At 68.3% G+C, this 23,350-nt stretch carries 25 protein-coding genes and 1 riboswitch; of the genes, 10 read left to right on the top strand and 15 right to left on the bottom strand.

Annotated elements, in window-relative coordinates; all coding sequences use genetic code 11:
• Positions 1-2 precede the first annotated feature (2 nt).
• From WEB06_07525 to WEB06_07515, 3 genes are all read left to right on the top strand, one after another.
• Complete coding sequence (locus WEB06_07525; protein MEX2555464.1) at positions 3-2,060, top strand: hypothetical protein; 2,058 nt, start codon at positions 3-5, stop codon at positions 2,058-2,060.
• A 79-nt stretch (positions 2,061-2,139) separates the two neighbouring features.
• Positions 2,140-2,535, top strand: a complete 396-nt coding sequence (locus tag WEB06_07520; protein ID MEX2555463.1) for a nuclear transport factor 2 family protein — start codon at positions 2,140-2,142, stop codon at positions 2,533-2,535.
• Positions 2,535-2,924, top strand: coding sequence for a nuclear transport factor 2 family protein (locus WEB06_07515; GenBank protein MEX2555462.1), 390 nt, complete (start codon positions 2,535-2,537; stop codon positions 2,922-2,924). The genes WEB06_07520 and WEB06_07515 overlap by 1 nt, the downstream gene beginning before the upstream one ends.
• Positions 2,925-2,980: 56 nt before the next feature.
• On the opposite strand, the gene glnA is transcribed toward WEB06_07515, so the two are convergent.
• On the bottom strand, positions 2,981-4,411 hold the full coding sequence (gene glnA / locus WEB06_07510; protein ID MEX2555461.1) for a type I glutamate--ammonia ligase: 1,431 nt from the start codon (positions 4,409-4,411) through the stop codon (positions 2,981-2,983).
• Between the two features lie 261 nt (positions 4,412-4,672).
• Here glnA and WEB06_07505 point away from each other — a divergent pair, with 261 nt between their 5' ends.
• Together WEB06_07505 and WEB06_07500 are read left to right on the top strand one after the other, a co-directional pair.
• On the top strand, positions 4,673-5,227 hold the full coding sequence (locus WEB06_07505) for a carboxymuconolactone decarboxylase family protein (protein ID MEX2555460.1): 555 nt from the start codon (positions 4,673-4,675) through the stop codon (positions 5,225-5,227).
• The gene (locus WEB06_07500; protein ID MEX2555459.1) at positions 5,224-6,015 is read left to right on the top strand and encodes an SDR family NAD(P)-dependent oxidoreductase; all 792 of its coding nucleotides are present in this window, start codon (positions 5,224-5,226) and stop codon (positions 6,013-6,015) included. Before WEB06_07505 ends, WEB06_07500 begins: the two co-directional genes overlap by 4 nt.
• 22 nt (positions 6,016-6,037) lie before the next feature.
• Here the strand turns inward: WEB06_07500 and WEB06_07495 are convergent, their stop codons facing one another.
• Positions 6,038-6,964 (bottom strand): class I SAM-dependent methyltransferase, encoded by a 927-nt coding sequence (locus WEB06_07495; protein ID MEX2555458.1) that lies wholly within the window; start codon positions 6,962-6,964, stop codon positions 6,038-6,040.
• 207 nt (positions 6,965-7,171) lie between these two features.
• Between WEB06_07495 and WEB06_07490 the strand changes: the two genes are divergently transcribed.
• On the top strand, positions 7,172-8,209 hold the full coding sequence (locus WEB06_07490) for a hypothetical protein (protein ID MEX2555457.1): 1,038 nt from the start codon (positions 7,172-7,174) through the stop codon (positions 8,207-8,209).
• On the opposite strand, the gene lipA is transcribed toward WEB06_07490, so the two are convergent.
• From lipA to lpdA, 4 genes are read right to left on the bottom strand one after another with little or no spacing between them, the layout of a single operon-like run.
• A complete protein-coding gene (gene lipA, locus WEB06_07485; GenBank protein MEX2555456.1) occupies positions 8,206-9,129 on the bottom strand; it encodes a lipoyl synthase in 924 nt (307 codons plus the stop codon). The genes WEB06_07490 and lipA overlap by 4 nt on opposite strands.
• Before the next feature lie 16 nt (positions 9,130-9,145).
• A complete protein-coding gene (gene lipB, locus WEB06_07480) occupies positions 9,146-9,838 on the bottom strand; it encodes a lipoyl(octanoyl) transferase LipB (protein ID MEX2555455.1) in 693 nt (230 codons plus the stop codon).
• Positions 9,835-11,175, bottom strand: a complete 1,341-nt coding sequence (locus WEB06_07475) for a dihydrolipoamide acetyltransferase family protein (GenBank protein ID MEX2555454.1) — start codon at positions 11,173-11,175, stop codon at positions 9,835-9,837. Before WEB06_07475 ends, lipB begins: the two co-directional genes overlap by 4 nt.
• A 9-nt stretch (positions 11,176-11,184) precedes the next feature.
• The gene (lpdA, locus tag WEB06_07470) at positions 11,185-12,564 is read right to left on the bottom strand and encodes a dihydrolipoyl dehydrogenase (GenBank protein MEX2555453.1); all 1,380 of its coding nucleotides are present in this window, start codon (positions 12,562-12,564) and stop codon (positions 11,185-11,187) included.
• 105 nt (positions 12,565-12,669) lie between these two features.
• On the opposite strand from lpdA, the gene gcvT reads away from it, so the two are divergent.
• Positions 12,670-13,737: a glycine cleavage system aminomethyltransferase GcvT gene (gene gcvT, locus WEB06_07465; protein ID MEX2555452.1), complete on the top strand. Its 1,068-nt coding sequence runs from the start codon at positions 12,670-12,672 to the stop codon at positions 13,735-13,737.
• Between the two features lie 15 nt (positions 13,738-13,752).
• Here gcvT and WEB06_07460 read toward each other — a convergent pair whose 3' ends face one another.
• From WEB06_07460 to WEB06_07425, 8 genes are read right to left on the bottom strand one after another with little or no spacing between them, the layout of a single operon-like run.
• Positions 13,753-14,187 carry a hypothetical protein gene (locus WEB06_07460; GenBank protein ID MEX2555451.1) on the bottom strand — a complete coding sequence of 145 codons (435 nt, stop codon included), beginning with the start codon at positions 14,185-14,187 and terminating at the stop codon, positions 13,753-13,755.
• A 37-nt stretch (positions 14,188-14,224) separates the two neighbouring features.
• The gene (locus WEB06_07455) at positions 14,225-14,977 is read right to left on the bottom strand and encodes an adenosylcobinamide-GDP ribazoletransferase (protein ID MEX2555450.1); all 753 of its coding nucleotides are present in this window, start codon (positions 14,975-14,977) and stop codon (positions 14,225-14,227) included.
• Positions 14,974-15,978 (bottom strand): nicotinate-nucleotide--dimethylbenzimidazole phosphoribosyltransferase, encoded by a 1,005-nt coding sequence (gene cobT / locus WEB06_07450; GenBank protein MEX2555449.1) that lies wholly within the window; start codon positions 15,976-15,978, stop codon positions 14,974-14,976. Before cobT ends, WEB06_07455 begins: the two co-directional genes overlap by 4 nt.
• Positions 15,962-16,510, bottom strand: coding sequence for a bifunctional adenosylcobinamide kinase/adenosylcobinamide-phosphate guanylyltransferase (gene cobU / locus WEB06_07445; protein ID MEX2555448.1), 549 nt, complete (start codon positions 16,508-16,510; stop codon positions 15,962-15,964). The genes cobT and cobU overlap by 17 nt, the downstream gene beginning before the upstream one ends.
• Complete coding sequence (cobO, locus tag WEB06_07440; GenBank protein ID MEX2555447.1) at positions 16,510-17,070, bottom strand: cob(I)yrinic acid a,c-diamide adenosyltransferase; 561 nt, start codon at positions 17,068-17,070, stop codon at positions 16,510-16,512. Before cobO ends, cobU begins: the two co-directional genes overlap by 1 nt.
• The gene (locus WEB06_07435) at positions 17,067-17,867 is read right to left on the bottom strand and encodes an ABC transporter ATP-binding protein (protein ID MEX2555446.1); all 801 of its coding nucleotides are present in this window, start codon (positions 17,865-17,867) and stop codon (positions 17,067-17,069) included. Before WEB06_07435 ends, cobO begins: the two co-directional genes overlap by 4 nt.
• On the bottom strand, positions 17,864-18,934 hold the full coding sequence (locus WEB06_07430) for an iron ABC transporter permease (protein ID MEX2555445.1): 1,071 nt from the start codon (positions 18,932-18,934) through the stop codon (positions 17,864-17,866). Before WEB06_07430 ends, WEB06_07435 begins: the two co-directional genes overlap by 4 nt.
• Positions 18,934-19,848: an ABC transporter substrate-binding protein gene (locus WEB06_07425; GenBank protein ID MEX2555444.1), complete on the bottom strand. Its 915-nt coding sequence runs from the start codon at positions 19,846-19,848 to the stop codon at positions 18,934-18,936. Before WEB06_07425 ends, WEB06_07430 begins: the two co-directional genes overlap by 1 nt.
• Positions 19,849-19,923: 75 nt before the next feature.
• Positions 19,924-20,071, bottom strand: a riboswitch (cobalamin riboswitch).
• A gap of 51 nt (positions 20,072-20,122) precedes the next feature.
• On the opposite strand from WEB06_07425, the gene WEB06_07420 reads away from it, so the two are divergent.
• Positions 20,123-20,491: a metal-sulfur cluster assembly factor gene (locus WEB06_07420; GenBank protein MEX2555443.1), complete on the top strand. Its 369-nt coding sequence runs from the start codon at positions 20,123-20,125 to the stop codon at positions 20,489-20,491.
• A gap of 90 nt (positions 20,492-20,581) precedes the next feature.
• Here the strand turns inward: WEB06_07420 and WEB06_07415 are convergent, their stop codons facing one another.
• The gene (locus WEB06_07415) at positions 20,582-21,592 is read right to left on the bottom strand and encodes a methyltransferase (protein ID MEX2555442.1); all 1,011 of its coding nucleotides are present in this window, start codon (positions 21,590-21,592) and stop codon (positions 20,582-20,584) included.
• A gap of 114 nt (positions 21,593-21,706) precedes the next feature.
• Between WEB06_07415 and WEB06_07410 the strand changes: the two genes are divergently transcribed.
• Together WEB06_07410 and WEB06_07405 are read left to right on the top strand one after the other, a co-directional pair.
• Entirely contained in the window at positions 21,707-22,555 is an 849-nt protein-coding gene (locus tag WEB06_07410) for a sulfurtransferase (GenBank protein MEX2555441.1), read from the top strand.
• 227 nt (positions 22,556-22,782) lie between these two features.
• On the top strand, positions 22,783-23,283 hold the full coding sequence (locus tag WEB06_07405; protein ID MEX2555440.1) for a hypothetical protein: 501 nt from the start codon (positions 22,783-22,785) through the stop codon (positions 23,281-23,283).
• Positions 23,284-23,350: the final 67 nt, after the last annotated feature.

The raw sequence follows: 23,350 nt of genomic DNA, 5'->3' as shown, positions 1-23,350 counted from the left end.
TCATGCGGAAAGCTACGATCACCATCCTGGCATTGGGACTGCTCCTCTCGTTCGCGGGATTCGGCGCCGCCGGCGCAGTGGCGGAGACCGTCGTGACCGCAGACATGGCCGTCGACCGTGAGCTCGTCTCGGCGCGCACCAACGCGGACGGCGCGATCACGCGCGTTGATCTTGTGGACGCGCTCTCCGTCTACGGGGACGGGCGCATCCGGATCGTGGACCGTAACGCCTCGGCCGGGCTGCGCAACTTGATCGGTTTCGAGGGGCCGGCCTCGGCGTCGGGCTCCAACGTCACGTGGGACGTGGACGTGAAGGGCTCGAAGGAGATGCTCACGGTCGCCCAGCACATCAAACCGAAGCTGCCGGTCTCGGTGACGCCGACGTACTTCATCGGCAACCGGGCCGTGAAGGCGGCCGACGTGCGCGGGTACTCCGGTGAGATCGCGATCGAGTACCGGCTTGCCAACACGACCCGCAAAACGGAGAACCTCGAGGTAACGAACGCTGCGGGCGAGACGGTGACCGCTCCCATCGACACCTACGTTCCGTTCGTCGGGCAGGCGAGCTTTGAGCTGACCCCGGACGTCTGGGAGCGCATCGACGCGCCCGGCGCGTCGGTCGTGACCGACGATCAACAGATCCGCCACGTCACCTACACGGCGATCCTCGCTCCGATTGTGGGCACCTCGACGCAGACGATCCGACTCGCCGGGCGCGTCAAGGACTTCGAGATGGGAGAGGTCCGCATCGTGTTCCAGCCGCTCCTTCCGGGTGGCGCCGACACTCTCGCGGCGAAGACGATCGAAGGAGGCACCGTGTTGTTCCAGGGTGTCGGTGCCGTCGACGAGAACCTCGGCAAGCTCGAGCAGGGCACCCTGCAGCTGGTCGACGGGCTGTCGCAGCTGTACGCGGGGATCGTCGAGGCCCGTACCGGGCTCGGCGACGTCGGGACGACCGACACGATCGTCGACGGACTGAGTCAGGTGCTCGGCGGGCTCGAGGACCTCGGCGACTCCCAGGCAGGTGTACCGGCGATCAAGGCCGGCGTCGAAGAGCTTGCGGCGGGGATCGAGGAGATGCTCGTCGGGCTCGGTAGCGCCGGCACGGCGGGCACGATCCTCAACGGTCTCGCGCAGGTCTCCGGCGGTCTCGGGCAGCTCGGCGCACCGACCGGGCTTGCGGCGGCGAAGGGTGGCGTCGATCAGGTCAACGCCGGGCTCACCCAAGCCAAGACCGCGCTCGTCGGTCTCCAAGCGGCGCTCGGCGGGTCGATCGCGGAGATCCAAGGCGCATCAGCCACGCTGGGCTGTCCGGGCTCGCTCAATCCAGCCTGTCCTCTGCTGGACTCGGCTCTCAACTCGAGTCACGGCTTGAGCACGGTGACCCTGCCCGGCTTGGCCTCGCTCGAGGCCGGCACCGACGCTGCCAAGGCTGGGCTCGATCAGGTCTCCGGCGGTCTGTCCGCCGCGATCGGAGCGGTCGGGCAACTGTCGGCCGGCGTGACGGCCGTCACGGCCGGCGTGCAGCAGGTGAAGGCGGGGCTCAAGTCCGGCGACCCCAACAGCCCGGGAGTGATCGAAGGCCTGGACGCGGTTGCGGGCGGGCTGGCACAGGTGATCTCCGGCATCGGATCGGTCGGCACGGAGGACACGCTCACCGACGGCGCCAGCCAGCTCCTGTCGGGCTCGCAGAACCTTGCCGACGGGGTGGATCAGATCGCCGGCGGGACGTCAGATGCCCAGGCCGCTGCCAGCAAGATCGGCGACGGGCAAGGTCAGCTGTCGGAGAACGGGACCAAAGTGATACAAGCCGGGATCGGCGGCAGTCTCCAGGAAGCCTCGGCGGCGCTCGCATCCCTCAACGCAATGAAGCGGCGGGCGGCAGAAGAGTCATTCGTCTTCGGACCACCCGAAGGAGCCGATGGCTCGGCGAGCTACGTGTTCCGGATCGGGGAGATCACCAAGCGCAACCTCGAGACCATGATCAAGCTCGGCATCGGGGCGGTCATGTTGATGCTGCTTATGACGGCGGGCGTGCCTGCCATGCGGCGCCCCGCCTAGCGTCGGGCGTGGTGGGAGGCCGGCGAGGCCGGTCTCCCACCCATACGGCCCGACGCGGTCCTGCGATAGGCTCGGGGTCGTGGCGGAGCACCCGAACGTCTCGGTGGTTCGGCGCTTTTATCAAGCCTTCATGGCCCGCGACACCTCGCGCCTGTATCAGCTGGCCGGCGAGAACCTGGAGTTCCACGTCGCGGGACGGTCTGCATTCGCCGGTGTGCACCGGGGCCCCGACCAGATCCTCAAGCTCTTCCGGCTGACGGGTGAGCTGACCCAGCATTCGGTGAGGATCGAGCTGCACGCGCTCCTCGGAAGTGGAGACCACGTCGTGGGCCTGCATCACATCTCCGCCTCTCGGCCAGGTCGCACGCTGGATCAGAACGGCTGCCTCGTGTGTCACGTCGACGGGGCCGTGATCACCGACGCATGGCTCTCCTTCGAGAACCTCCGCCAAGCCGACGCGTTCTGGGCCGACTGATGGCGGACGACGACGGCGTCGAGATGATGCGCCGGTTCTACGACGCGTTCGATACCGGGGACGCCGATGTCTTGCGCGAACTGCTGGCGGACTGCACGTGGCACACCCCCGGCGAGAGCCTGATCGCCGGAGCCTTCTCCGGCGGGGACGAGATCGTGACCCGGTTCGGCCGGCTGAGGGAGATGACGGACGGGACGCTCACGTTCCACGTGCACGAGATACTGGGAGACGGCCGGCACATGGTTGGGCTCGACCGCGTCACCGCTCGAAGGGGCGACCGGACGCTCGACATGAACCGCGTCGTCATCGCGCACGCACGCGACGGCAAGCTCGTGGATGTCTGGTTGGTCCCAGAAGACCAATACGCGTTCGACGAGTTCTGGAGCTGACGCAAAGAACCCCCGCCGTGCGGCCGGGGTTCTCCGGTTGAGCCTTCGAGCGTCGATCAGATATCGAAATACAAAGAAAATTCGTGCGGGTGCGGACGCAGACGGATCGCGTCGAGCTCCTTCGTTCGCTTGTAGTCGAGCCACGTCTCGATGACGTCCTCGGTGAACACGCCGCCTTCGAGCAGCCACTCGTTGTCGGCCTCGAGCGCGTTGAGGACCTCTTCCAGCGAGCCGGGGACCTGCTGAACCTGAGCCTTCTCGTCCGGCTCGAGGTCGTAGAGGTCCTTGTCGAGCGGCTCCGGCGGCTCGATCTTGTTCCGCACTCCGTCGAGCCCGGCCTGCAAACACGCCGCGAAGGACAGGTAGGGGTTGCACGACGGGTCCGGCGTCCGGAATTCGATACGCTTGGCAGCGATCGACTTCGAGTAGACGGGGATCCGCACGCACGCGGAGCGGTTGCGCTGCGAATAGACGAGGTTGATCGGCGCCTCGTAGCCCGGCACGAGCCGGCGGTACGAGTTCGTCGTGGGCGCCGCGAACGCCAGCAACGCCGGCGCGTGGGCCAGGAGCCCCCCGATGTACCAGCGTGCGAGGTCCGACAGCTGCGCGTAGCCGGTCTCGTCCCACATGAGGTTCTCGCCGTTGCGCCACAGCGATTGATGGGTGTGCATGCCCGAGCCGTTGTCCATGAAGAGCGGCTTCGGCATGAACGTCGCCGTCTTCCCATGCCGCCACGCGACGTTCTTGACGATGTACTTGTAGAGCATCACCTTGTCGGCCATCGCCAGCAGGGTGTCGTAGCGCATGTCGATCTCCGCCTGGCCGGCGGTGCCGACCTCGTGGTGCTGGACCTCGATCTCGATCCCGCACTTCTCCATGGTCAGGACCATCTCGCTGCGAAGGTCCTGGTACTGATCCATCGGCGGGACCGGGAAGTAGCCCTCCTTGTATCGGGGGCGATACCCGCGGCTCCCGGGGTCGCCGGAACCCCAGGCACCTTCGGTGGAATCGATGAAGTAGTAACCCGAGTGCTGGTTCTGGTCGAAGCGCGCCTCGTCGAAGATGTAGAACTCCGCCTCGGGACCCCAGTACGAGATATCGGCGATGCCCGATCCCTTGAGGTGGTCCTCGGCCTTCTTCGCGATGTAGCGCGGGTCGCGCGTGTACGACTCGCCGGTGACCGGGTCCTTGACGAAGCAGTTGATCAGGAGCGTCTTGTGCTGCATGAACGGATCGATCACCGCGGTCTTCGGGTCCGGCATCAGGAGCATGTCCGACTCCTGGATCTGCTGGAACCCGCGGATCGAAGAGCCGTCGAAGCCGTACCCCTCTTCGAAGCCGTCTTCGGTCAGCTGCTTGATCGGCACCGAGAAGTGCTGCGTCAAGCCGGGAAGGTCGGTGAATCGGAAGTCGACGATCTGGACTTCGTTATCCTTGGCGTACTTGAGGACTTCCTTGGGCGTACTGATGCTGCCCGTTTCGGCCACGATTTCCCCTCCCTCTCAACCGCTCCCTGTCGGAACGCCCCTCGAAGACTGCGAGAGCCTAGACCAGCCCGCTCGGACGAGCAAAGGCGTGAAAGGCTGAGAAAAACCTAAGGCATCGTCGTTTCGCGACCGTTTCCTGTTCGTAAATTCCGTGTAAACGTGCGAACCGGTCCGCGGGGCCGGCCCCGGCCGTTGTCGCGCGTGTCCGTTCTATGATTCCCGCTCCCGACGGGGCCCGGACCGGCCTTAGGAGGCGAGCCCATGCGATTGTCGACACCGCGTATCCCGCCCGTGACCGACCCATCGATGCTGACCGACGAGGCCCGCGAGCTGCTCGGCGGCACGTCGCTTGGCCCGGCGGTCAACATCTTCCGCACGTTCATCCATCATCCGAAACTGCTCAAGCGCTGGCTCGTGTTCGGCAACCACGTCCTGTTCAAATCGAGCTTGCCGCCGCGCGAGCGCGAGTTGCTGATCCTGCGCACCGGGTGGCGGTGCCGTGCCGAGTACGAATGGGGGCAGCACGTCGTGATCGGCCGCGCCGCTGGCCTCACCGACGATGAGATCGACCGCGTGACGCTCGGACCCGAGGCTCCCGGATGGGATCCGTTCGACGCGACGCTGCTGCGCGCCGCCGACGAGCTCCACGACGATCACATCGTCGGCGACGAGACCTGGAAGGCTCTGGGCGAGCGCTACTCCACGCAGCAGCTCATGGACCTCGTCTTCGCCGTCGGGCAATACACGCTGGTGTCCATGGCATTGAACTCGTTCGGTGTGCAGCTCGACCCGGACGTGCCGGGGTTCCCGGCATGAGGCTCGAGGGGAAGGTGGCCGTCGTTGCCGGCGCCGGTCAGACGCCCGGCGACACCATCGGCAACGGGCGCGCGACCGCGATCCTTTTCGCTCGCGAAGGAGCAAGCGTCTTGTTGGTCGACCGGCGACGAGATTCGGCGGCCGAGACCCAGGAGATGATCGCCGCCGAGGGCGGCACGGCGATCGCCTTCGAAGCCGACATCACGCGCGAGGACGACTGCCGTGCGGTTGCCGCCGGCTGCGTCGAGGAGTTCGGCCGCATCGACGTGCTTCACAACAACGTGGGCATCGGGGCAGGGGACAGCGGCGTCACGCACCTCGAGCTGGAGTCCTGGCAGCGGATCATCGACGTGAACCTCACCGCGATGTTCCTCGCCTGCAAGCACGTGCTACCGGTGATGCGCGAGCAGCACTCCGGGGCGATCGTGAACATCTCCTCCCTGGCCTCCGTCGCCGCGACCGGGATGGCCGCGTACAAGGTGTCGAAGGCTGGGGTGAACGCGCTCACGCAGCAGATCGCGATGGGTAACGCCCGTTACGGGATCCGCTGCAACGCGATCCTGCCGGGCCTGATGAACACGCCGATGGCGATCGAGTCCATCGCGGCGGCGCGCGGCATCCCCAAGGCACAGCTGATCCGGGAGCGGGACGCCGCCGTGCCGCTCGGCGGCATGGGGACTGCTTGGGACGTCGCGAAGGCGGCCCTCTTCCTGGCATCCGACGACGCGAGCTTCATAACCGGGGCGTTGCTGCCGGTTGACGGAGGGCAGGGCGCGAGGGTGGGCTGACCCGGCGACCGCCGACGGTCGGCTACTTGAGGGCGATGAATGTCTCCCGGCGGTCCTCGCGATACGACTGTGGAAGGTCCTTGGTTCCTTTGGGCACGTAGAAGACCTCGCGGAACCCCGCGTGCTTCAACATCATCACGACGGCCCCACGGGACGGGAGCATCTTGAGCACATTCGAATGGAACGACTCCCCCTCTTCATGCTCGTATTCGGGGCCCAGGAGACACACCGGCCATGAACTCGGCACCACCTGCGTGTCGACGACGGCGAGCTGCTTTGTGACGGCGGCGAGACGTTCGAGCGCGGAGACCGGCTTGTCGAGGTGGTAGAGCAACCCAAGGTACAAGGTGATGTCGAAGACGCCGGGATCCTCGGGCGAGATGTCGTACGCGTTCTGCTGCTGGAAGGAGATCCGGTCGAGGCCGGTGATCTGGAGAACGAACTTCGCCACCTCGACGCTCTTAGCGGCAGCCTCCACCCCAACGACTCGATCGGCGCCGGCCGCCCGTGCTTGGACCGACCAGAATCCCACGTGGCTCGCGACGTCGAGGACCGTGCGACCCTCGAGCGAGCCCCCCGTGACGGAGAGCAGCGCGGGGAACATGTGCATGAAGCGCCGATGCTCGTAGCCTCCGAACGGAGCGCCCCCGATCTTGTTCGGGACGCGTCTGCCGCCGAACTCGTACGGAGACGCCCAGAAGGCTTCGTCTACCCGCCGGTCGATCTCCTCGCGACTGAGCCTCGAGTCGGCGGAGATGGGGAACGAATAGGAATAGATGCTCTTCGCCTTCTCCACCATGGCGGCCGACGGCTCGTCGAGCGTCGGGCAGGAAGACATCCGAGCGAGCCGCTCGGGCGGGTCGCCGGTGACCCCGATGACGCGTCGCGGTCCGGCGCGCTCCACCCGCACGCCGACTTTCTCGAGCGCAGCGTTCGTTCGCCGGGCCAATCGAGTCGCGATTCCGGGCGTGCCGGAAGCCTTCGGCGAGGCATCCTCCTCGGTCGTGGTGGGCCACGCGAGCGTAGACGAGACCCGTCGGGCCCGGCAAGCACTCCGTCGCCCGTTCTGCGCCGAAGCACGGTAGCCTGATGACGGCCACCGTCCTGCCGAGCGTGTCGGCACGGATCTACCCGGAGGAAGCCGAGCGATGACTCCATGACGCCCCTGCGCCGCCCGTCGGTGTCGGGTGTGCTCGTCATCGCCGTCGTCCTCGGCATCTTGCTGTTCGGCGCGGAAGTCGGGCTGCGTGCGGTGGACGGCCGTCTCGTGGAGCCGCTCGATTGGCACGATTGGGAGGCGCAAGCCAAAGCCGACCAGATCGAGGCGCTCGCGGCGAAGGATCCGATACCTATCGTGACGGTCGGAACGTCGGCGATGCATTTCGGCCTCGACCCGGTCCAGCTCCGTGCCGAGCTACCCGGCAACCCGCTCGTCTACAACGCCGCGCTCCCGGGAGGGATCCCGCGGATCATGGACATCTGGACCGAGCATCTCGTCTTCCCAAAGCTCCGTCCCAAAGTGATCGTGCTCGGCGTCAACTCCACGGATGTGAACGACGCCGGCACGCAGAAGGGGTTCTTCAGGTACTTCGAAAACTCGAAAGCGGTGCGTCGACTGACCGGGCGATCGAGCGTTATCGAGCAGATGGACCACCGCATCATGTCCTGGTCCGCGCTTTGGCGGTATCGAACCTTGCTCCGCAAGCCGGTCACGTTCGTTGATGCGCTGCGTGGGCATCGGCCGCCGAATCCGGGCGACACGATAACGGCCTTCGGATTGGACGTCGGCCGGCGCCGCCGAGTCGTCGACGCTTCGCCCGAGAAGGTTCAGGATTTCGTCGACCGCCGGCGGAACTCGTGGCTCCGCAACTACACGATCGGCGGCGTGGAATCTGCGGCGCTTCGTCGGATGGTCGAGCGCGCCCGGAGCGCCGGGATCAAGGTGGTGATCGTCGAGATGCCGATCGGTGACTACTATCTCCGAGCCCATCCGAACGGCGAACAGGACTACGCGAAGTTCCGGCAGGAGATCGAGACCCTCGTTCAGGAAACGGGATCGTCGTTCCTCGACGCGAGCCGGTCGGTTACGCCGACGCCGGATCACTTCTCCGACTTCGTGCACCTGAACGGCAAGGGCGCGAAAGTCTTCACGAGCTACCTCGCCGGCGAGCTCCGCAAGATGGGTCTGGCTTAGTCGCCGCGGACCCGCGCGGCCCGATGCTGGCGCCCTGCGTGATACGAGGAACGGACGAGGGGTCCCGACTCGACCCAAGCGAATCCCATCGACCGACCGGCCGTGCGCCAGGCGTCGAACTCTTCCGGAGTCACGTAACGAACCACCGGCATCTGGAGCGGGCTCGGCCGTAGGTACTGGCCGATCGTAAGCAGGTCGCACCCGGCATCCCGCAGATCCCGCATCGCGCCGAGCACCTCTTCGTGGGTCTCGCCCATGCCGGCGATGACGTTGGACTTCGTGTAGCTCGTCGGGGGGAGGGCGGCCCGCGCCGTACGGAGCAGCTCGAGCGACCCCGGGTACGTGAACGCCGGCCGGATCCGATCGAACAGGCGGGGAACCGTTTCGATGTTGTGGGCGAACACCTCGGGCTCGGCTTCGCACACCGTCCGGAGCGCTTCCTCGGATCCCTTGAAATCAGGGACGAGGAGCTCCACGCTGCATCCCGGGACGCGGGCACGGATCTCTCGGGTCGTCTCCGCGAAGAGCCACGCGCCGCCGTCTGCGAGGTCGTCGCGCGCGACGCTCGTGATCACCGCATAGCGCAGGCCCATCTGCTCGACGGACTCGGCTACCCGGCGCGGCTCTTCGACGTCGTAGCTCTCGGGTCGTGCGGTGGTCACGTCGCAGAACGCGCACCGGCGTGTGCAGCGATCACCTCCGATAAGGAACGTCGCCTCGCGTTCCTCCCAGCACTCGTAGATGTTCGGGCACGACGCCTCCTCGCAGATCGTATGGACGCCCTCGCGGCGCACGATGCCCTTCAGGTCGGCGTAGTTCGGGCCGAGCTGCATCCGCACCTTCAGCCACGGCGGCTTGCGCCGACCGTCCACCGTGGACGGGTGCTCGAGGTTCCGTGCCGGACCCTGGACCGATATCAGCGGGAGCAGCTTGCGCTCAGGAAGGGACACGGGGCATCTCCAATCCGAGCTCCTCCGGCGACGCCTCGATCACTTGGAAGGCCCCAAGCGCTTCGCCGACACGCTTGGACGTCCACCGGACCACGTCGGCCAGGGACACGTCCCGGCCGAGCTGCTCGGCCAACGACGTGACTCCACGGTCGACGAATCCACACGGGACGATCCCGTTGAACATCGAGAGGTCGGTGTTGACGTTGATGGCGAAGCCGTGGGTCGTGATGCCTCGCGACACGTGGATCCCAATCGCGCCGAGCTTGCGGTCGCCCACCCATACCCCGGTGATCCCCTCGACGACGCCGGCCTCGACGCCGGCGTCCGCCGCGACGGCGATCATCGCGCGCTCGAGCGACCGGACGTAGCCGACGAGGTCGCCCGTGTCGCCCAGTGAGATGATCGGGTAGCCGACCAGCTGTCCGGGCCCGTGATAGGTGACACGACCGCCGCGATCCGTCTGTTCCACGGCGATACCGCGAGCGGCGAGGGCCTCGGCATCCAGGAGGATCTCTTCCTCGGGAGCGCGGCGGCCGAGCGTGTATACGTGCTCGTGCTCGAGCAGCAGCAGCGTGTCGGGCAGCTTCTTCTCCGCCCGGAGCTGCGCGACGATCTGCTGCAGCTCGAACGCCGGACGGTACGCCACCCGGCCGAGCCACGCCGCGAGGAGCGTCCTCACGGCTCCAGCCCGAGCTCGGAAGCGAAGTCCGCTTCTTCGAGGATCGCTTTCAGGCGGGCGTTGAACTGGGCGGTCTTGTGGCCGTCGATCCAGCGGTGGTCGTAGGTGAGGTAGAGGTACATCATCTGCCGGATCGCGATCGCGTCGGCGCCGTCGATCGTCATCACGATCGGACGCTTGACGACCGCTCCCGTGCCGAGGATCGCGGCCTGCGGCTGATTGATGACCGGGGTCTCGACGAGCGTGCCGAACGATCCGCCGTTGGTGATCGTGAACGTCCCGCCGGACACGTCGTCGGGCTTCAGGCCGCCTTTGGTCCGCGCCCGCGTCGCGACGTCGTTGATGCCCCGCGCGATGCCGATCAGGTTCATCCCGTCGGCGCCCTTGACCACCGGCACGATGAGCCCCTCGTCCCTGCCGACGGCGATGCCGAGGTTCACCTCGCGGAACAGCGTGGCCGAGGTCGCTTCCGGGTCGATGTGCGCGTTGAACTCGGGGAACGCACGGACGGCCTGAACGACCGCGGAGGCGACGAACGGCAGGAACGTGAGTCCGAAGCCCTCCTGCCCTTTGAAGTCTTCCTTCGCCCGCTCGCGTAGCGCCGCGATACGGGTCATGTCCACCTCGATGACGTTGGTCACGTGCGCCGCGGTGCCGAGGCTCCGGCGCATGTGCTCGGCGATCGCCTTGCGGATGCGGCTGAACGGGACCACCTCGCTCGCGCCCGAAGGCACGGCAAACCCCGAAGCCGGCTCCGCGGCCGGACGGGCAGGCGCGACCTCTTTCGCGTCGCGGGTCTTGATCTGGCCGGACTTCGCCGGCTTGGCGCCGCGCTCCTCGAGGAAAGCCAGGACGTCCTGCTTCGTGACGCGGCCGCCGCGGCCGCTGCCTTTCACGTCCGCGAGATCCACGTCGTTCTCGCGCGCCAGCTTCCGTACGAGCGGCGAGAGCGCGCCGACGCCTTCCTTACGGCCGTCGCCGCCGTTGGCCGTCGCCGACCCGCGGTCCGTCGGCGCTTCCTCCTCCGGAGCCTCGGGCTCGGCCTCGGCCGAGGAGGTCGCGGGAGCGTCGGATGCTTTGGAGGCGCCGTCCTTCGACGCGCTCTCGTCGATCACGGCGATCTCGGCGCCGACCTCGACGGTCTGATCCTCCTTCGCCACGATCTTTGTGAGCTTGCCGGCTGCGGGCGCGGGGAGCTCGGTGTCGATCTTGTCGGTGGAGATCTCGACGAGCGGCTCGTCGGCCTCAACCCACTCGCCTTCTTGCTTGAGCCAGCGAACGATCGTGCCCTCGGTGACGTTCTCGCCCATCCGGGGAAGCTCGACCGACACGCTCACGGCACGCTCCTACGCCGAGTGCAGCGCCCGGCCGGCCAGCGAAAGCGCCGCCTCGCCGAACGACTCGGTCAGGGTCGGATGCGGGTGGATCAACGCGGCGACCTCTTCCGGCATGGCCTCCCATCCGACGGCGAGCATCGCCTCCGCGACGAGCTCCGTCACGCGGGGACCGATGAAGTGGACGCCGAGGATGGCGCCGTCCTTGGCCGCGACGATCTTGCAGAAACCCGACGGCTCTCCGAGGATCACCGCCTTGCCGATCGCCCCGAGCGCGACCTTCGACGTGACGACGTCGTGCCCGCCCTCGCGGGCTTGGGCTTCGGTCAGGCCGACCGCCGCGACCTCGGGTCCGCAGTACGTGCAGCGAGGGATCGCGTCGTAATCGATCGGCGGCGGGTTCTTTCCGGCCGCGTGCTCGGCGGCCGCGATGCCCTCCGCGAACGAAACGTGCGCGAGCTGCGGCGTCGGGATCACGTCGCCCACGGCGTACACGCCGGGCACCGACGTCTCGCCCGAGCCCTTCACGGTGACGAAGCCGCGGTCGGTCTTGAGGCCGGCCGCCTCGAGTCCCGCGCCCTCGGTCACCGGCCCTCGGCCGACGGCGACGAGGAGAAGCTCGGCCTCGAGCGTCTCCGCCTTGCCGTTCGTCGTGATCTTCGCCGTGACGCTCTTCTCGCCGGCCGTGGCCTCTTCGAGCTTCGAGCCGGTGAGCGATCGGATGCCGCGCTTCTTGAACGCGCGCTCGAGCTCCTTGCCGAGGTCGGCGTCCTCGAGCGGCACGAGTGAGGGCAGCATCTCGACGACGGTGACCTCGGCGCCGAAAGAGCGCCACACGCTCGCGAACTCAACGCCCACCGATCCTCCGCCGAGCACGATCGCGCTCGAGGGGATCCGATCCAGCGGCAGCGCCTGATCCGAGGTGATGATGCGCTCGCCGACCTCGAGCCCCGGGATCAGCTTGGGTGCGGAACCGGTCGCGATCACAACCTTCTTGGCCGTGATCTCCCCATGGCCCTCGATCGCCACGGTCGTGGGTGAGCGGAGCGTTCCGGTGCCCGCGATCACGTCGACCTTGCGATGCTTGAGCAACCCTTCGAGGCCCTTGAACATCCGGTCGACGACGCCCTGCTTGTAGGTCTGGACGCCGGCCCAGTCGACGGTAACGTCCCCGACCTTTATGCCGAAGCGTTCGGCGTCTCGGGCCGTGTCGTAGACCTCGGCCGAGTGCAGGAGCGCCTTGGTCGGGATGCACCCGCGATGCAGGCATGTCCCGCCGACCTTGTCGCGTTCGACGAGGGCGACCTTCATGCCGAGCGACGCGGCGCGAAGCGCGGCGGAATACCCGCCGGTCCCGCCGCCGAGCACGATCAGGTCGTATGCGTCGCCCATGACGGCTCCTTGATCCGTTCCTCGCGTCCATCCTACCCGCCCGGTCGGCGGACCAGCCGCCCACCACGTTGACGGTCTTTCCGAGAATCTCTAGGCTCCGCCGCCGTGGAGGCCCGCCGTTCGCCGCTCGACGCAGCGCATCGCGCGCTGGGGGCGCACATGGGCTCCTTCGCCGGGTGGGAGATGCCGATCTCCTACGCCGGGACGATCGCGGAGCACACCGCCGTCCGGCAACGCGTCGGAATGTTCGATGTGACGCATCTCGGGACGATCGGGGTACGGGGCGCCGGCGCCGGCGAACTGCTCGATCGGGTTCTGTCGAATCGGATGACCGATCTCGCACCCGGACGAGCGCGATACACGCTCATCCTCGACGACAACGCCGGGATCGTCGATGACATCATCGTCTACGCGTTCCTACCCGGAGAGTTCCTGGTCGTGCCGAACGCTTCCAACGTCGACGAAGTGGAGCGACGGCTCCGCGATCGTGCCTCGTCCGGCGTCGGCATCGAGCAGCTGCTCCGCGCAAAGATCGCCGTGCAAGGCCCCAGTTCGCGAGAGGCGTTGACTTCGGTGATCCACAACGTGCCGGGACTCGGCTACATGCGGTGTGCGGTCGTCGGCGATGTGGCGATCGCGCGCAGCGGCTACACGGGGGAGCACGGCTACGAGATCTTCACGACCGCCGAGCTAGCCCCGACGCTGTGGGAGGGATTGCTCGCGGAAGTGAAAGCTCGCGGCGGCGAGCCGTGTGGCCTCGCGGCTCGCGACACGCTGCGCCTTGAGATGGGTTATCCGTTGCACGGCAACGACATCGATACCGCGACAACCCCGCGGGAGGCGCACCTCGACTGGGCGGTGGCCGTCTCGAAGGACCACTTCGTCGGCAAGCCGGCCTTCGAGGCGAACCCACCTCGCAAGGAGCTCGTCGGGCTCAAGATGGTGGATCGGGTCATCCCTCGCCACGGCGCGACGGTGGAGCTCCGGGGACGGACGCTCGGGACGGTGACGAGCGGCACGTTCTCGCCGACGCTGAAGACGGGGATCGCCCTCGCCTACGTGGAGCCTCCCGGCTCGCTGGTAGAGGGGGACGACGTCGAGGTCGTGGTTCGCGGCAAGCGCGGGAAGGCCCGGGTCACGCGGCCCCCGTTCGTCCCTCGCTCGCCGAAGTAGCTCTGTTCCGGCGGGTCAACCGCCCGGGACCGGCGAGCCCGTGAGCACCCAGCGCCCGACGACCACCAGGCCCGACAGGAAGACCGCGATCGCCGTGGCGATCAGCATGAACGTCATGATCGGCACCGAGCGCACGCGCCGCCCCCGTAGCACCCGCCGGGCGTCGGCCACCTGCGCCGGAGGGACGAGGACGTTGACGTGCGTGGGATCCATCGAGGCGCCGTCGCCGCCGATCTCGTGGAGTGCGCTCGGGATCCCTCCGCGGTCGAGCCGGTCGGACGCGACGAAGGCTTGCTCGGGCGGCAGGACCGCGACGACGACCATGCCGGCTTCGGCGCCCGCGTAGATCCGCCGTTCGGGGGTCGGGGCGTCGACGAGGACGCCGCCGCATTCGGTGCACGCGTCGAGGTCGATCGGGTACTCGACCCTGCAGGTGTGGCAGAAGGGCACCGGCGAACCTCCGAGTGGGGGCTCCGAGTACCGAATTCTAGCCCTGCCACCACGGGACGGCCCCACCGGCGCGGGCCGCCGCGGCGGCCAGGAGCAACACCCCGATCTCGCAGAGTTGTTGCGTCGCGCCGAGCACGTCCCCGGTGATGCCGCCGATCTTTGATGCCGCCAGCCGTCCCACGCCCGACGCCGCCAGGACGGCCAGCGAGACCGCGCCGAGTCCCCACACCCCGAGGAGGCCCACGGCGGCGATCGCGCCGATCCCCAGCGCGACTCCCGCTTGCAGGGAGGTCACCGGGGCGGCGTACGTCGCGCCCAGCCCGTCGGGCGTCGCCGCCGGCAGTCGCCCGAGCATCCATCCGGCGGCCGCGCGGCTGACCGAGTGCGCAACCGGCAGCGCCGTCACAGCCGCGAGCCCGGTCAACGCGGACAGGGCGGCCACCCGTACGACGACGCTGAGCACGAGCGCCAGCGTGCCGTAGGTTCCGTGTCTGGGATCCTTCAAGATCTCGAGCGTTCGCTCGCGGCCCACGCCGGCGCCGAAGGCGTCCGCGGTGTCGGCGAGCCCGTCCTCGTGGAGGGCGCCCGTCAGCAGGATCCCGGCACCCACGGCGAGCGCGGCGGCCGCGGTGGGACCGACCGCCCCTCGCGTCGATGCATACATGCCGGCGACGACCACGCCGATGACCGCACCGACGACCGGAAGCCACGGGACGGCTCGCTCGGTGTGGGCGCCGCCGCGCGTCGGGACCCGGGTGAGGAGCGCCATCGCATCGAAGAATCCGCTCACCGTTTGAGCCCGAACTCCTCGAACGTCGCCACCTCGAGCACGGCGGCGGCGGCGAGCCGGACGAGCGGGAGCGCGGCGATCGCGCCGCTCGCCTCACCCAGTCGCATGCCGAGCTCGAGCAGCGGCTCCTTACCGAGCTTGGAGAGCAGCAGCGCGTGTCCGGGCTCCGGAGACCGATGCCCCGCGATGCAATGATCGAGCGATCCGGGCACGGCGACCTCGAGGGCCGCAACGGCTGCGGTGACGACGAAGCCGTCGAGCACGATCGGGATCGACCGCAGCCGCGCCTCGAGCGCCGCGCCGGCGATGGCCGCGAGCTCGGCTCCGCCCGCTTCGCGAAGCATCTCGATCGGCCCGGCTTCGGACGGCACCCGGGCACGCGCCGCCTCGACCACGGCGACCTTCCGTGCCCAGGCGTCGTCGTCGATGCCGGTTCCCCGGCCGGTCCACTCCTCGGCCGGCCCCCCGAAGAGGGTGGCAGCGACGGCCGCGGCCGGTGTCGTGTTGCCGATCCCCATCTCGCCGAGCACGAGCACATCGCAGTCGAGCCCGACGACCGCGGATCGTCCGGCCTCGAAGCATCCCGCGAAGCGTTCCGCATCCATCGCCGGCTCGCGGACGATGTTCCCCGTCGGCCGTCCCGCGCCGACGTCGACCGCGTGCAGCTCGGCGCCCACCGCGCGGGCCATCGCTGCGGCGGTCGCGACGCCTTCGCGCAGGGCTCGCAACATCACCGGGGTTACCGCGGCCGGGTAGGCGCTGACGCCTTCGGCAGTGACCCCGTGATCGCCGACGAAAACGACGACCGCGGGACGCGCCACGACGGGCCGGCCGGTGCGTTGCCACGCCGCGAGCCAGCCGCATATCTCGTCCAGCCTCGCCAGCGCCCCGGCGGGTCTCAGTACCTGCTCTGCACGGGAAGCCACGGCACGTCGTGACTCCTCGTCGGGCGCCGGCGCTTCCCTGAGCAGCCGCGCGATCTCCTCATCGACCGAAGACATCGGACAGCACCTCCTCGATCGGCGGGAGAGCGAGGGCACGTCCGGCCACCACCAGCAGGACGTGCTCGGCGTGGCGAGCGAAGATCGCGTTCACGCCTCCCATCAAGTCGCGGTACGACCGCGTCTCGGGATGCATAGGGACGATGCCGGAGCCAACCTCGTTCGTGACCACGAGCACCGGAGCCACCCGGCCGGCCGCCGACTCGGACGCTTCCATCGCACGAGCTTCCACGTCTTCCCGACCGGAGCCGCGCTCGAGAAGGTTGGCGACCCAGAGCGTCAGGCAGTCGACGATCACGCAGGCATGCACCGGCGCGCCGGCGATCGCGCCGGTGAGGTCGATCGGCTCCTCCACCGTGTCCCAGTCGGCCGGGCGGGTGCTGCGGTGCTGAGCGATCCGCGCGGCCATCTCGTCGTCGCGCGGTTCTGCGGTCGCGACGAACGTCACCGGCCCGTCGTGCGCCTCCGCCGCGCGCACCGCGAGAACGGACTTGCCGCTGCGGGCGCCGCCGATGAGCAGCGTGAGACCCATCAGTACTCGATCCCCGCGAGCGCGGTGATCCCCGCGTCGAACGCGTGCTTCCGCTTGACCATCTCGGTGACGGTGTCGGCGAGCTCTACGATCGCCGGCGTCGCGCCCCGCCCGGTCACGATGACGCTCACGTGCGGCGGGCGCGCGCGGATCGCGGCGACGAGGTCGGCCTCGTCGATCCAGCCCCATATCACCGGGTACGTCACCTCGTCGAGGACGACGAGCCGGTAATCGCCGCCGGCGATCTTCTCCACGGCCGCAGCCCATGCGGCGCGCGCCACGGCCTCGCTTCGTTCCATGTCCTCCGAGTCCCAGGTGAACCCGTCGCCGAGGGTCCACCAATCGATACCGAGCGTTCGCGCGGCTTGCTCCTCGCCGGTCTTCCATCGATCCGACTTGAGGAACTGGATCACGCAGACCGGCCAGCCGCGTCCCGCCGCGCGCATGGCCATCCCGAACGCTGCCGTCGACTTCCCCTTCCCATCGCCGGTGTTGACGAGCACCAGCGAGGATGCCTTCTTCTGAGCGCGCGGCGGCGCGTTGCGCGGTGGCTCGCTCACGTCCGCACCTCCTGGGATGTCGTGCGCCGGGAGCGGACCGGCGACACCACGATGCCGTCCGGCCCGTGGGTGACGCGGACCTCCGCGCCGTAGTGCTCGCGGATGAGGTCTTCGCGGATCACCTCCTCGGGAGATCCGGTCGCGACGATCTCGCCGGCGGACAGCAGCGCGACGCGGTCGGTGAACTGTCCGGCGAGCGTCAGGTCGTGCATCGCGCTCAGGACCGTCAGCTGCTCGCTCGTCCGGAGCTCCGAGACGAGCTCGAGGACCTGCTGCTGCGCGCCGACGTCGAGCGCGCTGGTTCCCTCGTCGAGCAGTAACGTCGGAGCGTTCTGCGCGATCGCCCGCGCGAGCACGGCTCGCTGCTGCTCGCCTCCGCTCAGCGTCCCCAGTGGCCGGTCGGCGAACCGCTCGATCCCGAGCCGCTCCAGAGCAGACGCGACGGCCGCGACGTCGGTGCGCGTCTCGGTGCCGAAGTACGACACGTAGGGCGAGCGGCCGAGGAGCACGTACTCGGCGACGTTCATCGCGTCGGGGAGGAGCGGCCGCTGCGCCACGATCGCGACGCATCGGGCGCGGTCGCGCGGCCGGAGCGCGCCGGCGTCCCGGCCGTCGAACGTCACCGCACCCGAACGCGGGACCAGCGCCGCGATCGCGCGAAGCAGGGTGGTCTTGCCGGCTCCATTCGGCCCGATCACGCCCACCCACTCGCCGGGGGCCACCGCGAGAGAGACGTCGCGGAGGATGCTACGGCCGCCGAGGGTGACGGACAGCCCGCGAACCTCGATCGCGGTCATAGCGTCTTGCGGCTCGTGTGCAGGATCAGCGCGAAGAACGGGGCACCGAAGAACGCGGTCACGACCCCGATCGGAAGCTCCGCCGGCGAGATCATCGTGCGGCCGAGCAGGTCGCACAGGATCAGGAACGCTCCGCCGAACGCGAGCGATAGTGGCAGGACCACACGGTAGCTCGACCCGGCCACGAGCCGGACGACGTGCGGCACGATCAGGCCGACGAAACCGATCAGCCCGCTGACCGCGACCGCCGCGGCCGTCGCGAGCGACGCGGCGATCACGACGATGAGCCGGACGCGTGCGGCTCGCACGCCGACGCTCGTCGCCTCCTCGTCTCCGACCGACAGCACGTCGAGGAGCCGTCGATGCGAAAGGATCACCGCGATCCCGACCGTCATGTAGGGGAGCGCGAGCACCACGTCGCTCCATCCTGCCGTCGTCAGTCGTCCGAGGATCCAGCCGTAGACCTCGCGCAGGGTCTGCGACTCGCGCTGCTGCACGTAGGTCTGGATCGCCGTCAGGAAGGAGGTGATCGCGATGCCGGCGAGCACCAGCGAGGTCACCGTCCGCCCCATCCCTCCGGCTCGCCCGACGGCGTAGGCGAGCGCGACCGCGGCGAGTGCGCCGACGAACGCGGCGATCGGCATCAGGTCCGAGCCGAACCCCGCCGATGTGTAGGCGATAACGATCGTGGCGCCGAGGCCGGCTCCCGCCGCCGCCCCGAGCAGATACGGATCCGCCAGCGGGTTGCGGAACGCGCCCTGGTACGCGGCGCCCGAGATCGCGAGCGTTCCCCCGACCATGGCCGCCAGCACGACCCGCGGCAGACGCAGCTGCACGAGGATCGCCTCGTGTTGGGCCGACAGGTTCGACGTGTCTTCGATGAACGGCAGCAGCCCGGCCAGGCGCCGGAGCGCCTGCACCGGACTGATGCCGACGGGGCCGATGAACACCCCGAGGGCGACGGCTGCGAACAGGAAGGCGATGCCGCCGGCCACCCACCCGATCCGCAGCCGCGCCGGACGAACCCGGTCCGCACCGAGATGCTCGCGGACCGACGCGACGGCCATCAGGCCGCCGCAGGCAACGCGTTCAAGGCGTCGGACACGGTGCGGAGGAAGTCCACGATCCGCGGGCCCCACCGCGACGCGATGTCGTCGTCCAGGGCGATGACGTGTCCGCCCTTGACGGCGTCGATCTGGTTCCAGCCGGCGCGCTTCGCGACCGTCTCGGCACTCTGCCCGCAGCACTTGGTGTCGGCGAGGAAGATCAAGGCCGGGTTCGCCTGGATGATGTACTCCGCGGACAGCTGCGGGTAGCCGGTGCCCTGCGAGTCGGCCGCGTCGGCGATGTTACGCAGCCCTAGCAGCGCGTACACGCGTCCGATGAAGGTCTTCGACGTCACCGAGAAGTAGGTGCTGTCGAGCTCGTGGTAGTAGGCGGGCTCTCCCTCGTGTGCTTTCACGGCCGCGGCAATCTCGCCGATCTCCTTGCGCATGCTCGAGACGAGCTTCGCGGCGTCGCCGACGTGTCCCGTCGCGGTTCCCAACTCGTTGATCTGTCGGTAGGTGTCGTCGAGCGTGGCCGCCGCGTCGTGGTACAGGCCGGGGATCGAGAGTGCCGTCAGCTTCCCCGCGATCGCTTTGTTGGAGAACACGACGAGGTCGGGTTGGTACGAGGCGATCGCCTCGATGTTCGGCTCGAATCCCGACAGGGTCGTCCTCGGTGCGCTCGCCGGATGGTTCGACTGGTCGTCGACGGCGATCATCTGCGAACCGGCGCCGATCGCGAACAGGATCTCGGTCGAGGTGGGGGACAGCGAAACGATGCGCGCCGGGCGCGCCGGGATCGTGACGGGACCGGCCGACGCTTGGACGGTCGCCGGGAACGAGCCGACGACCGCGGCCGGCGTGCCCGCCGGTCTCGCGTCACCGCACGCGGCCGCGACGAACGCGACCAAGATGATGGACAGGTATCTCCTCACCGCTCCTCCTTTCCTCCGGAGGATGCGATGAGCCTGTGAGAGGCCGACCGCACAAACCGCCCTTCCTCCGAGGACAGACGTTCGTGGCCACGGAGCAGGCGTCCTGGCTCGTCCTGGCCCCCACCGCAGGTAGGAGCGAGGCGTCACAGTTGCGGGACAGCGCCGGGATCTAACCGGACTTCGCTGTATCCGTAGCACCCGGGCTCCATCGCCCGAGCGAGGCGAGTATAGATTGGCCGCGTCGAGGGTGTCGAACGCCGCTAGAATGGCGGCGATGGAAGAGATCACGGGAGAAGCAGCGAAGCCCGAAGCGGGCTCAACGAACGGTGATGCCGGTGAGGGTCCGCCGACGGCGGATCAGGTGCGCGAAGCGATCCGCGTCGTCGTCGACCCCGAGATCGGCATCTCGATCGTCGATCTCGGCCTCGTGTACGACATCGAGGTCGAGGACGGGGTCGCGAAGGTCACCTACACCCTCACCTCGATGGGCTGCCCCGTCGGACCGCTGATCGAAGCGCAGATGCAGCAGGTCGTGTCGCTCCTGCCGGGCCTGGAAGGCTCGGAGTTCACCATGGTATTCAAGCCGCCGTGGGGACCCGAGAAGATGAGCGACGAAGCCAAGGCCGCGCTCGGCTACCTCTAGCCCTCGCGCGAGACGACCCTTTGCTCTGGTCGACGACGCGATGCGTAAGGCTGTTGGCCTCGATGCGCTTCGCGGGCAGAGCTCGTGCGGTCATCTCTTGCGCGCTTCGATCGCGGTCGTGACGTAGCGATCGCCCAGCCGGTGCTCCCGCTCGAACGCGAATCCGGCGCGTTCGATCATCTCGCGGAGCTCGGCGCGGGTGTACGCGATCCCGCCTTCTGTGTTGACGATCATCGTTACGGTGAAGACCGCAGGCAGAGGCGGCCCCGAGCGGTCGTCCTCCGGCGCGATCTCCATCACGATCAAACGTCCGCCGGACGGGAGCGCGTCTGCCACGCGGCCGAGGATCGTCGCGGCGCGCTCGGGGGAGAAGTCGTGGAGGAAATTCGCGATGACCGCGGCGTCGCAGCCCTCCGGCAGCGGATCGGCGAACACGTTCGCGGCGTGCGTGTCGATCCGGGCGGCGAGACCGGCCTCCGCGACGTGCTGATGGGTCTTCTCCAGTACCGGCGCCTGGTCGATCACGACCGCGTGCAGCGCCGGATTGGATCGCGAGAGCGCGATCGAAACGGCGCCGGAACCGCCGCCGACGTCCATGATCTTGCCGACGTCGCCGAGCGGAACCGCGGCCGCCAGCCGGTCGCCCATCGCGAGGGAATGTCCGTGGAGGAAGTCGAGGAAGAAGTCGGCCGGGAACGTGTGGTAGCCGTCCTCATCCTGCTCGAGCGTCGGCGCATCGCTCCGAAGCGCTTCAACGAGCCGGCCCCAGCCGCCCCAGCACCAGCGCTCGTCCAGCGCGTAGTTCCGGAGCGAGTACTCGGAGCCGGACGTTAGGTAGCGCTCCGCCGAGGCCGTCGTCCGCAGGCGTCCGTCGGATCGTTCGAGCAACCCGACCGAGACGCACGTGTCGAACAGGCCACGGGCGGGCCTCGAAGCGAGCCCGAGCTCGGCCGCCGCATCGGCTTCGGGAAGTCCGTCACCGCAGAGGAGGTCGAAGACCTCCATCTCGACGGCGGCCATGACCGTGCGCGAGATCCAGAACGAGAGGAACAGTTCGAGAACGCTGTCGGGGTTATCTGGAGTCGCCGCGGCGAAAGGCACGGGACGGACGATATTGTGCGCCCTATCTGAGTTGCAATACGCAGGCAGATGGGGTCAATATGAGTTTTCACCGTGCCAACAGGGTTTAGCAGGCCGAACCGGGGAGGAGGCCACATGGGAGGCTACGCGAAGGACGTTCTCGTCGACACCGACTGGGTCGCTGAGAACCTCGACAACCCCGATATCCGGATCGTGGAGGTCGACGAGGACACGGCCGCGTACGAGCGCGGTCATATCCGGAATGCCGTCGGGCTGAACTGGCGCGAGGATCTGCAAGATGCGCTCAGGCGTGACTTCGTCGGGCCGGACGATTTCTCGAAGCTCATGGACAAGGCCGGCGTCACGCCGGATACCACCGTCGTCCTCTACGGCGGCAACAACAACTGGTTCGCGGCCTACGCGTACTGGTACTTCCGCTACTACGGTCACGACAACGTGAAGCTCATGAACGGCGGCCGCAAGAAGTGGGAGCTCGAGGGCCGTGAGCTGACGCAGGATCCACCCAAGGTCGTGGCCGGGTCGGGCTACAACGTCATGGGCGCGAACGACGACATCCGCGCGTTCCGTGACTGGGTACGCGACGAGGTGGTCGGCAACAAGTCCTACGGGCTCGTCGACGTCCGCTCCCCCGAGGAGTTCCGCGGCGAGCTGCTCGCACCGCCGCATCTGCCGCAGGAACAGGCGCAGAAGCCGGGACACATCCCCGGGGCCGCGAACATCCCCTGGTCGAAGTCGGTCGATCCCGAGTCGGGCGCCTTCCTCTCGACGGAGAAGCTCAAGGAGCTCTACGAAGGGGAAGGGATCACTCCCGACCGCAACATCGTCGCCTACTGCCGCATCGGCGAGCGCAGCGCCCACACGTGGTTCGTTCTGCACGAGCTGCTCGGCTACTCCAACGTTCGCAACTACGACGGTTCGTGGACCGAATGGGGATCGCTGGTCGGGGTTCCGATCGAGCGGTAAGCCCAAGCGATAGCAACGATCAGGGCCGGGGGGGGGGGGGGGCCCCTTTTCTCACTCCCCCCTTTTGACCGGTTCGTCTCCTTCGTCTGCTTACGCAGGGGATCCGTCGAATAAGGGGTAATAAGCGAGTTAGGTGGTTCGATCCGGCCCTTTCCAGGTTCGGAGGGGGTGGTCGGCTCGCTGGCCGGTCGAGCCCGAAGTCGCCCAAGCGACGGAGGTGACACGTTATGGCAAGGTCGAAAGGGATCGGGCGGGCGGTCGCGCTGATCGTTCTCACGATGGCGTTGGTCGCCATGGTGGCCGCCCCGGCATCAGCCGGACCTCGGGTCCGCTGCGTCATGAACGGAAACGTCGTGATCACCGAGGGTCCGGGCGGTGGTTGGGATTGGACCGTCGGCGGGACGGGTCCGTGCCTTGACTTCCTCAACGGCCCGTTCGACGGGATCATCACCGGCTCCGGCCATTCGGCCACGTTGGGGCTGTGTGACGGACTCGTCGTGACGGACCTCAAGATCAAGGTCAGTCTCACGCTGGCGAATCTGAGGAACGGCGTCACGACCGTGACGAGCGAGACCTGGCGCGCGCCGATCTCGACGTTCCCGATCGCCACACCATTCTTCGTGAGGGGCGGTGAGAACGGCGTCGGGACGATCCTGACCCGTCTGCTCCTGAATTGCCCGCCCGGCGGAGCGAGCGTGGCGACGTTCGTCTTCGAGACATCGACCTAAGCAGAGAAAGCCAGTGGCGGGGGCCGGGCGGATGCCCCGCCCGCGCCCGGTGCCGCGGGGGATCGGG

Source organism: Actinomycetota bacterium (genome assembly GCA_040905475.1).
Lineage (GTDB): Bacteria > Actinomycetota > AC-67 > AC-67 > AC-67 > DATFGK01.
This window is presented reverse-complemented; position numbering and strand designations above follow the sequence as displayed.

Coding starts and splice junctions, on each gene's coding strand:
- WEB06_07525 (MEX2555464.1), top strand. CDS start 3: ATGCGGAAAGCTACGATCACCATCCTGGCATTGGGACTGCTCCTCTCG.
- WEB06_07515 (MEX2555462.1), top strand. CDS start 2,535: ATGGCGGACGACGACGGCGTCGAGATGATGCGCCGGTTCTACGACGCG.
- WEB06_07505 (MEX2555460.1), top strand. CDS start 4,673: ATGCGATTGTCGACACCGCGTATCCCGCCCGTGACCGACCCATCGATG.
- WEB06_07500 (MEX2555459.1), top strand. CDS start 5,224: ATGAGGCTCGAGGGGAAGGTGGCCGTCGTTGCCGGCGCCGGTCAGACG.
- WEB06_07490 (MEX2555457.1), top strand. CDS start 7,172: ATGACGCCCCTGCGCCGCCCGTCGGTGTCGGGTGTGCTCGTCATCGCC.
- lpdA (MEX2555453.1), bottom strand. CDS start 12,564: ATGGGCGACGCATACGACCTGATCGTGCTCGGCGGCGGGACCGGCGGG.
- cobT (MEX2555449.1), bottom strand. CDS start 15,978: ATGTCTTCGGTCGATGAGGAGATCGCGCGGCTGCTCAGGGAAGCGCCG.
- cobU (MEX2555448.1), bottom strand. CDS start 16,510: ATGGGTCTCACGCTGCTCATCGGCGGCGCCCGCAGCGGCAAGTCCGTT.
- WEB06_07435 (MEX2555446.1), bottom strand. CDS start 17,867: ATGACCGCGATCGAGGTTCGCGGGCTGTCCGTCACCCTCGGCGGCCGT.
- WEB06_07430 (MEX2555445.1), bottom strand. CDS start 18,934: ATGGCCGTCGCGTCGGTCCGCGAGCATCTCGGTGCGGACCGGGTTCGT.
- WEB06_07420 (MEX2555443.1), top strand. CDS start 20,123: ATGGAAGAGATCACGGGAGAAGCAGCGAAGCCCGAAGCGGGCTCAACG.
- WEB06_07410 (MEX2555441.1), top strand. CDS start 21,707: ATGGGAGGCTACGCGAAGGACGTTCTCGTCGACACCGACTGGGTCGCT.
- WEB06_07405 (MEX2555440.1), top strand. CDS start 22,783: ATGGCAAGGTCGAAAGGGATCGGGCGGGCGGTCGCGCTGATCGTTCTC.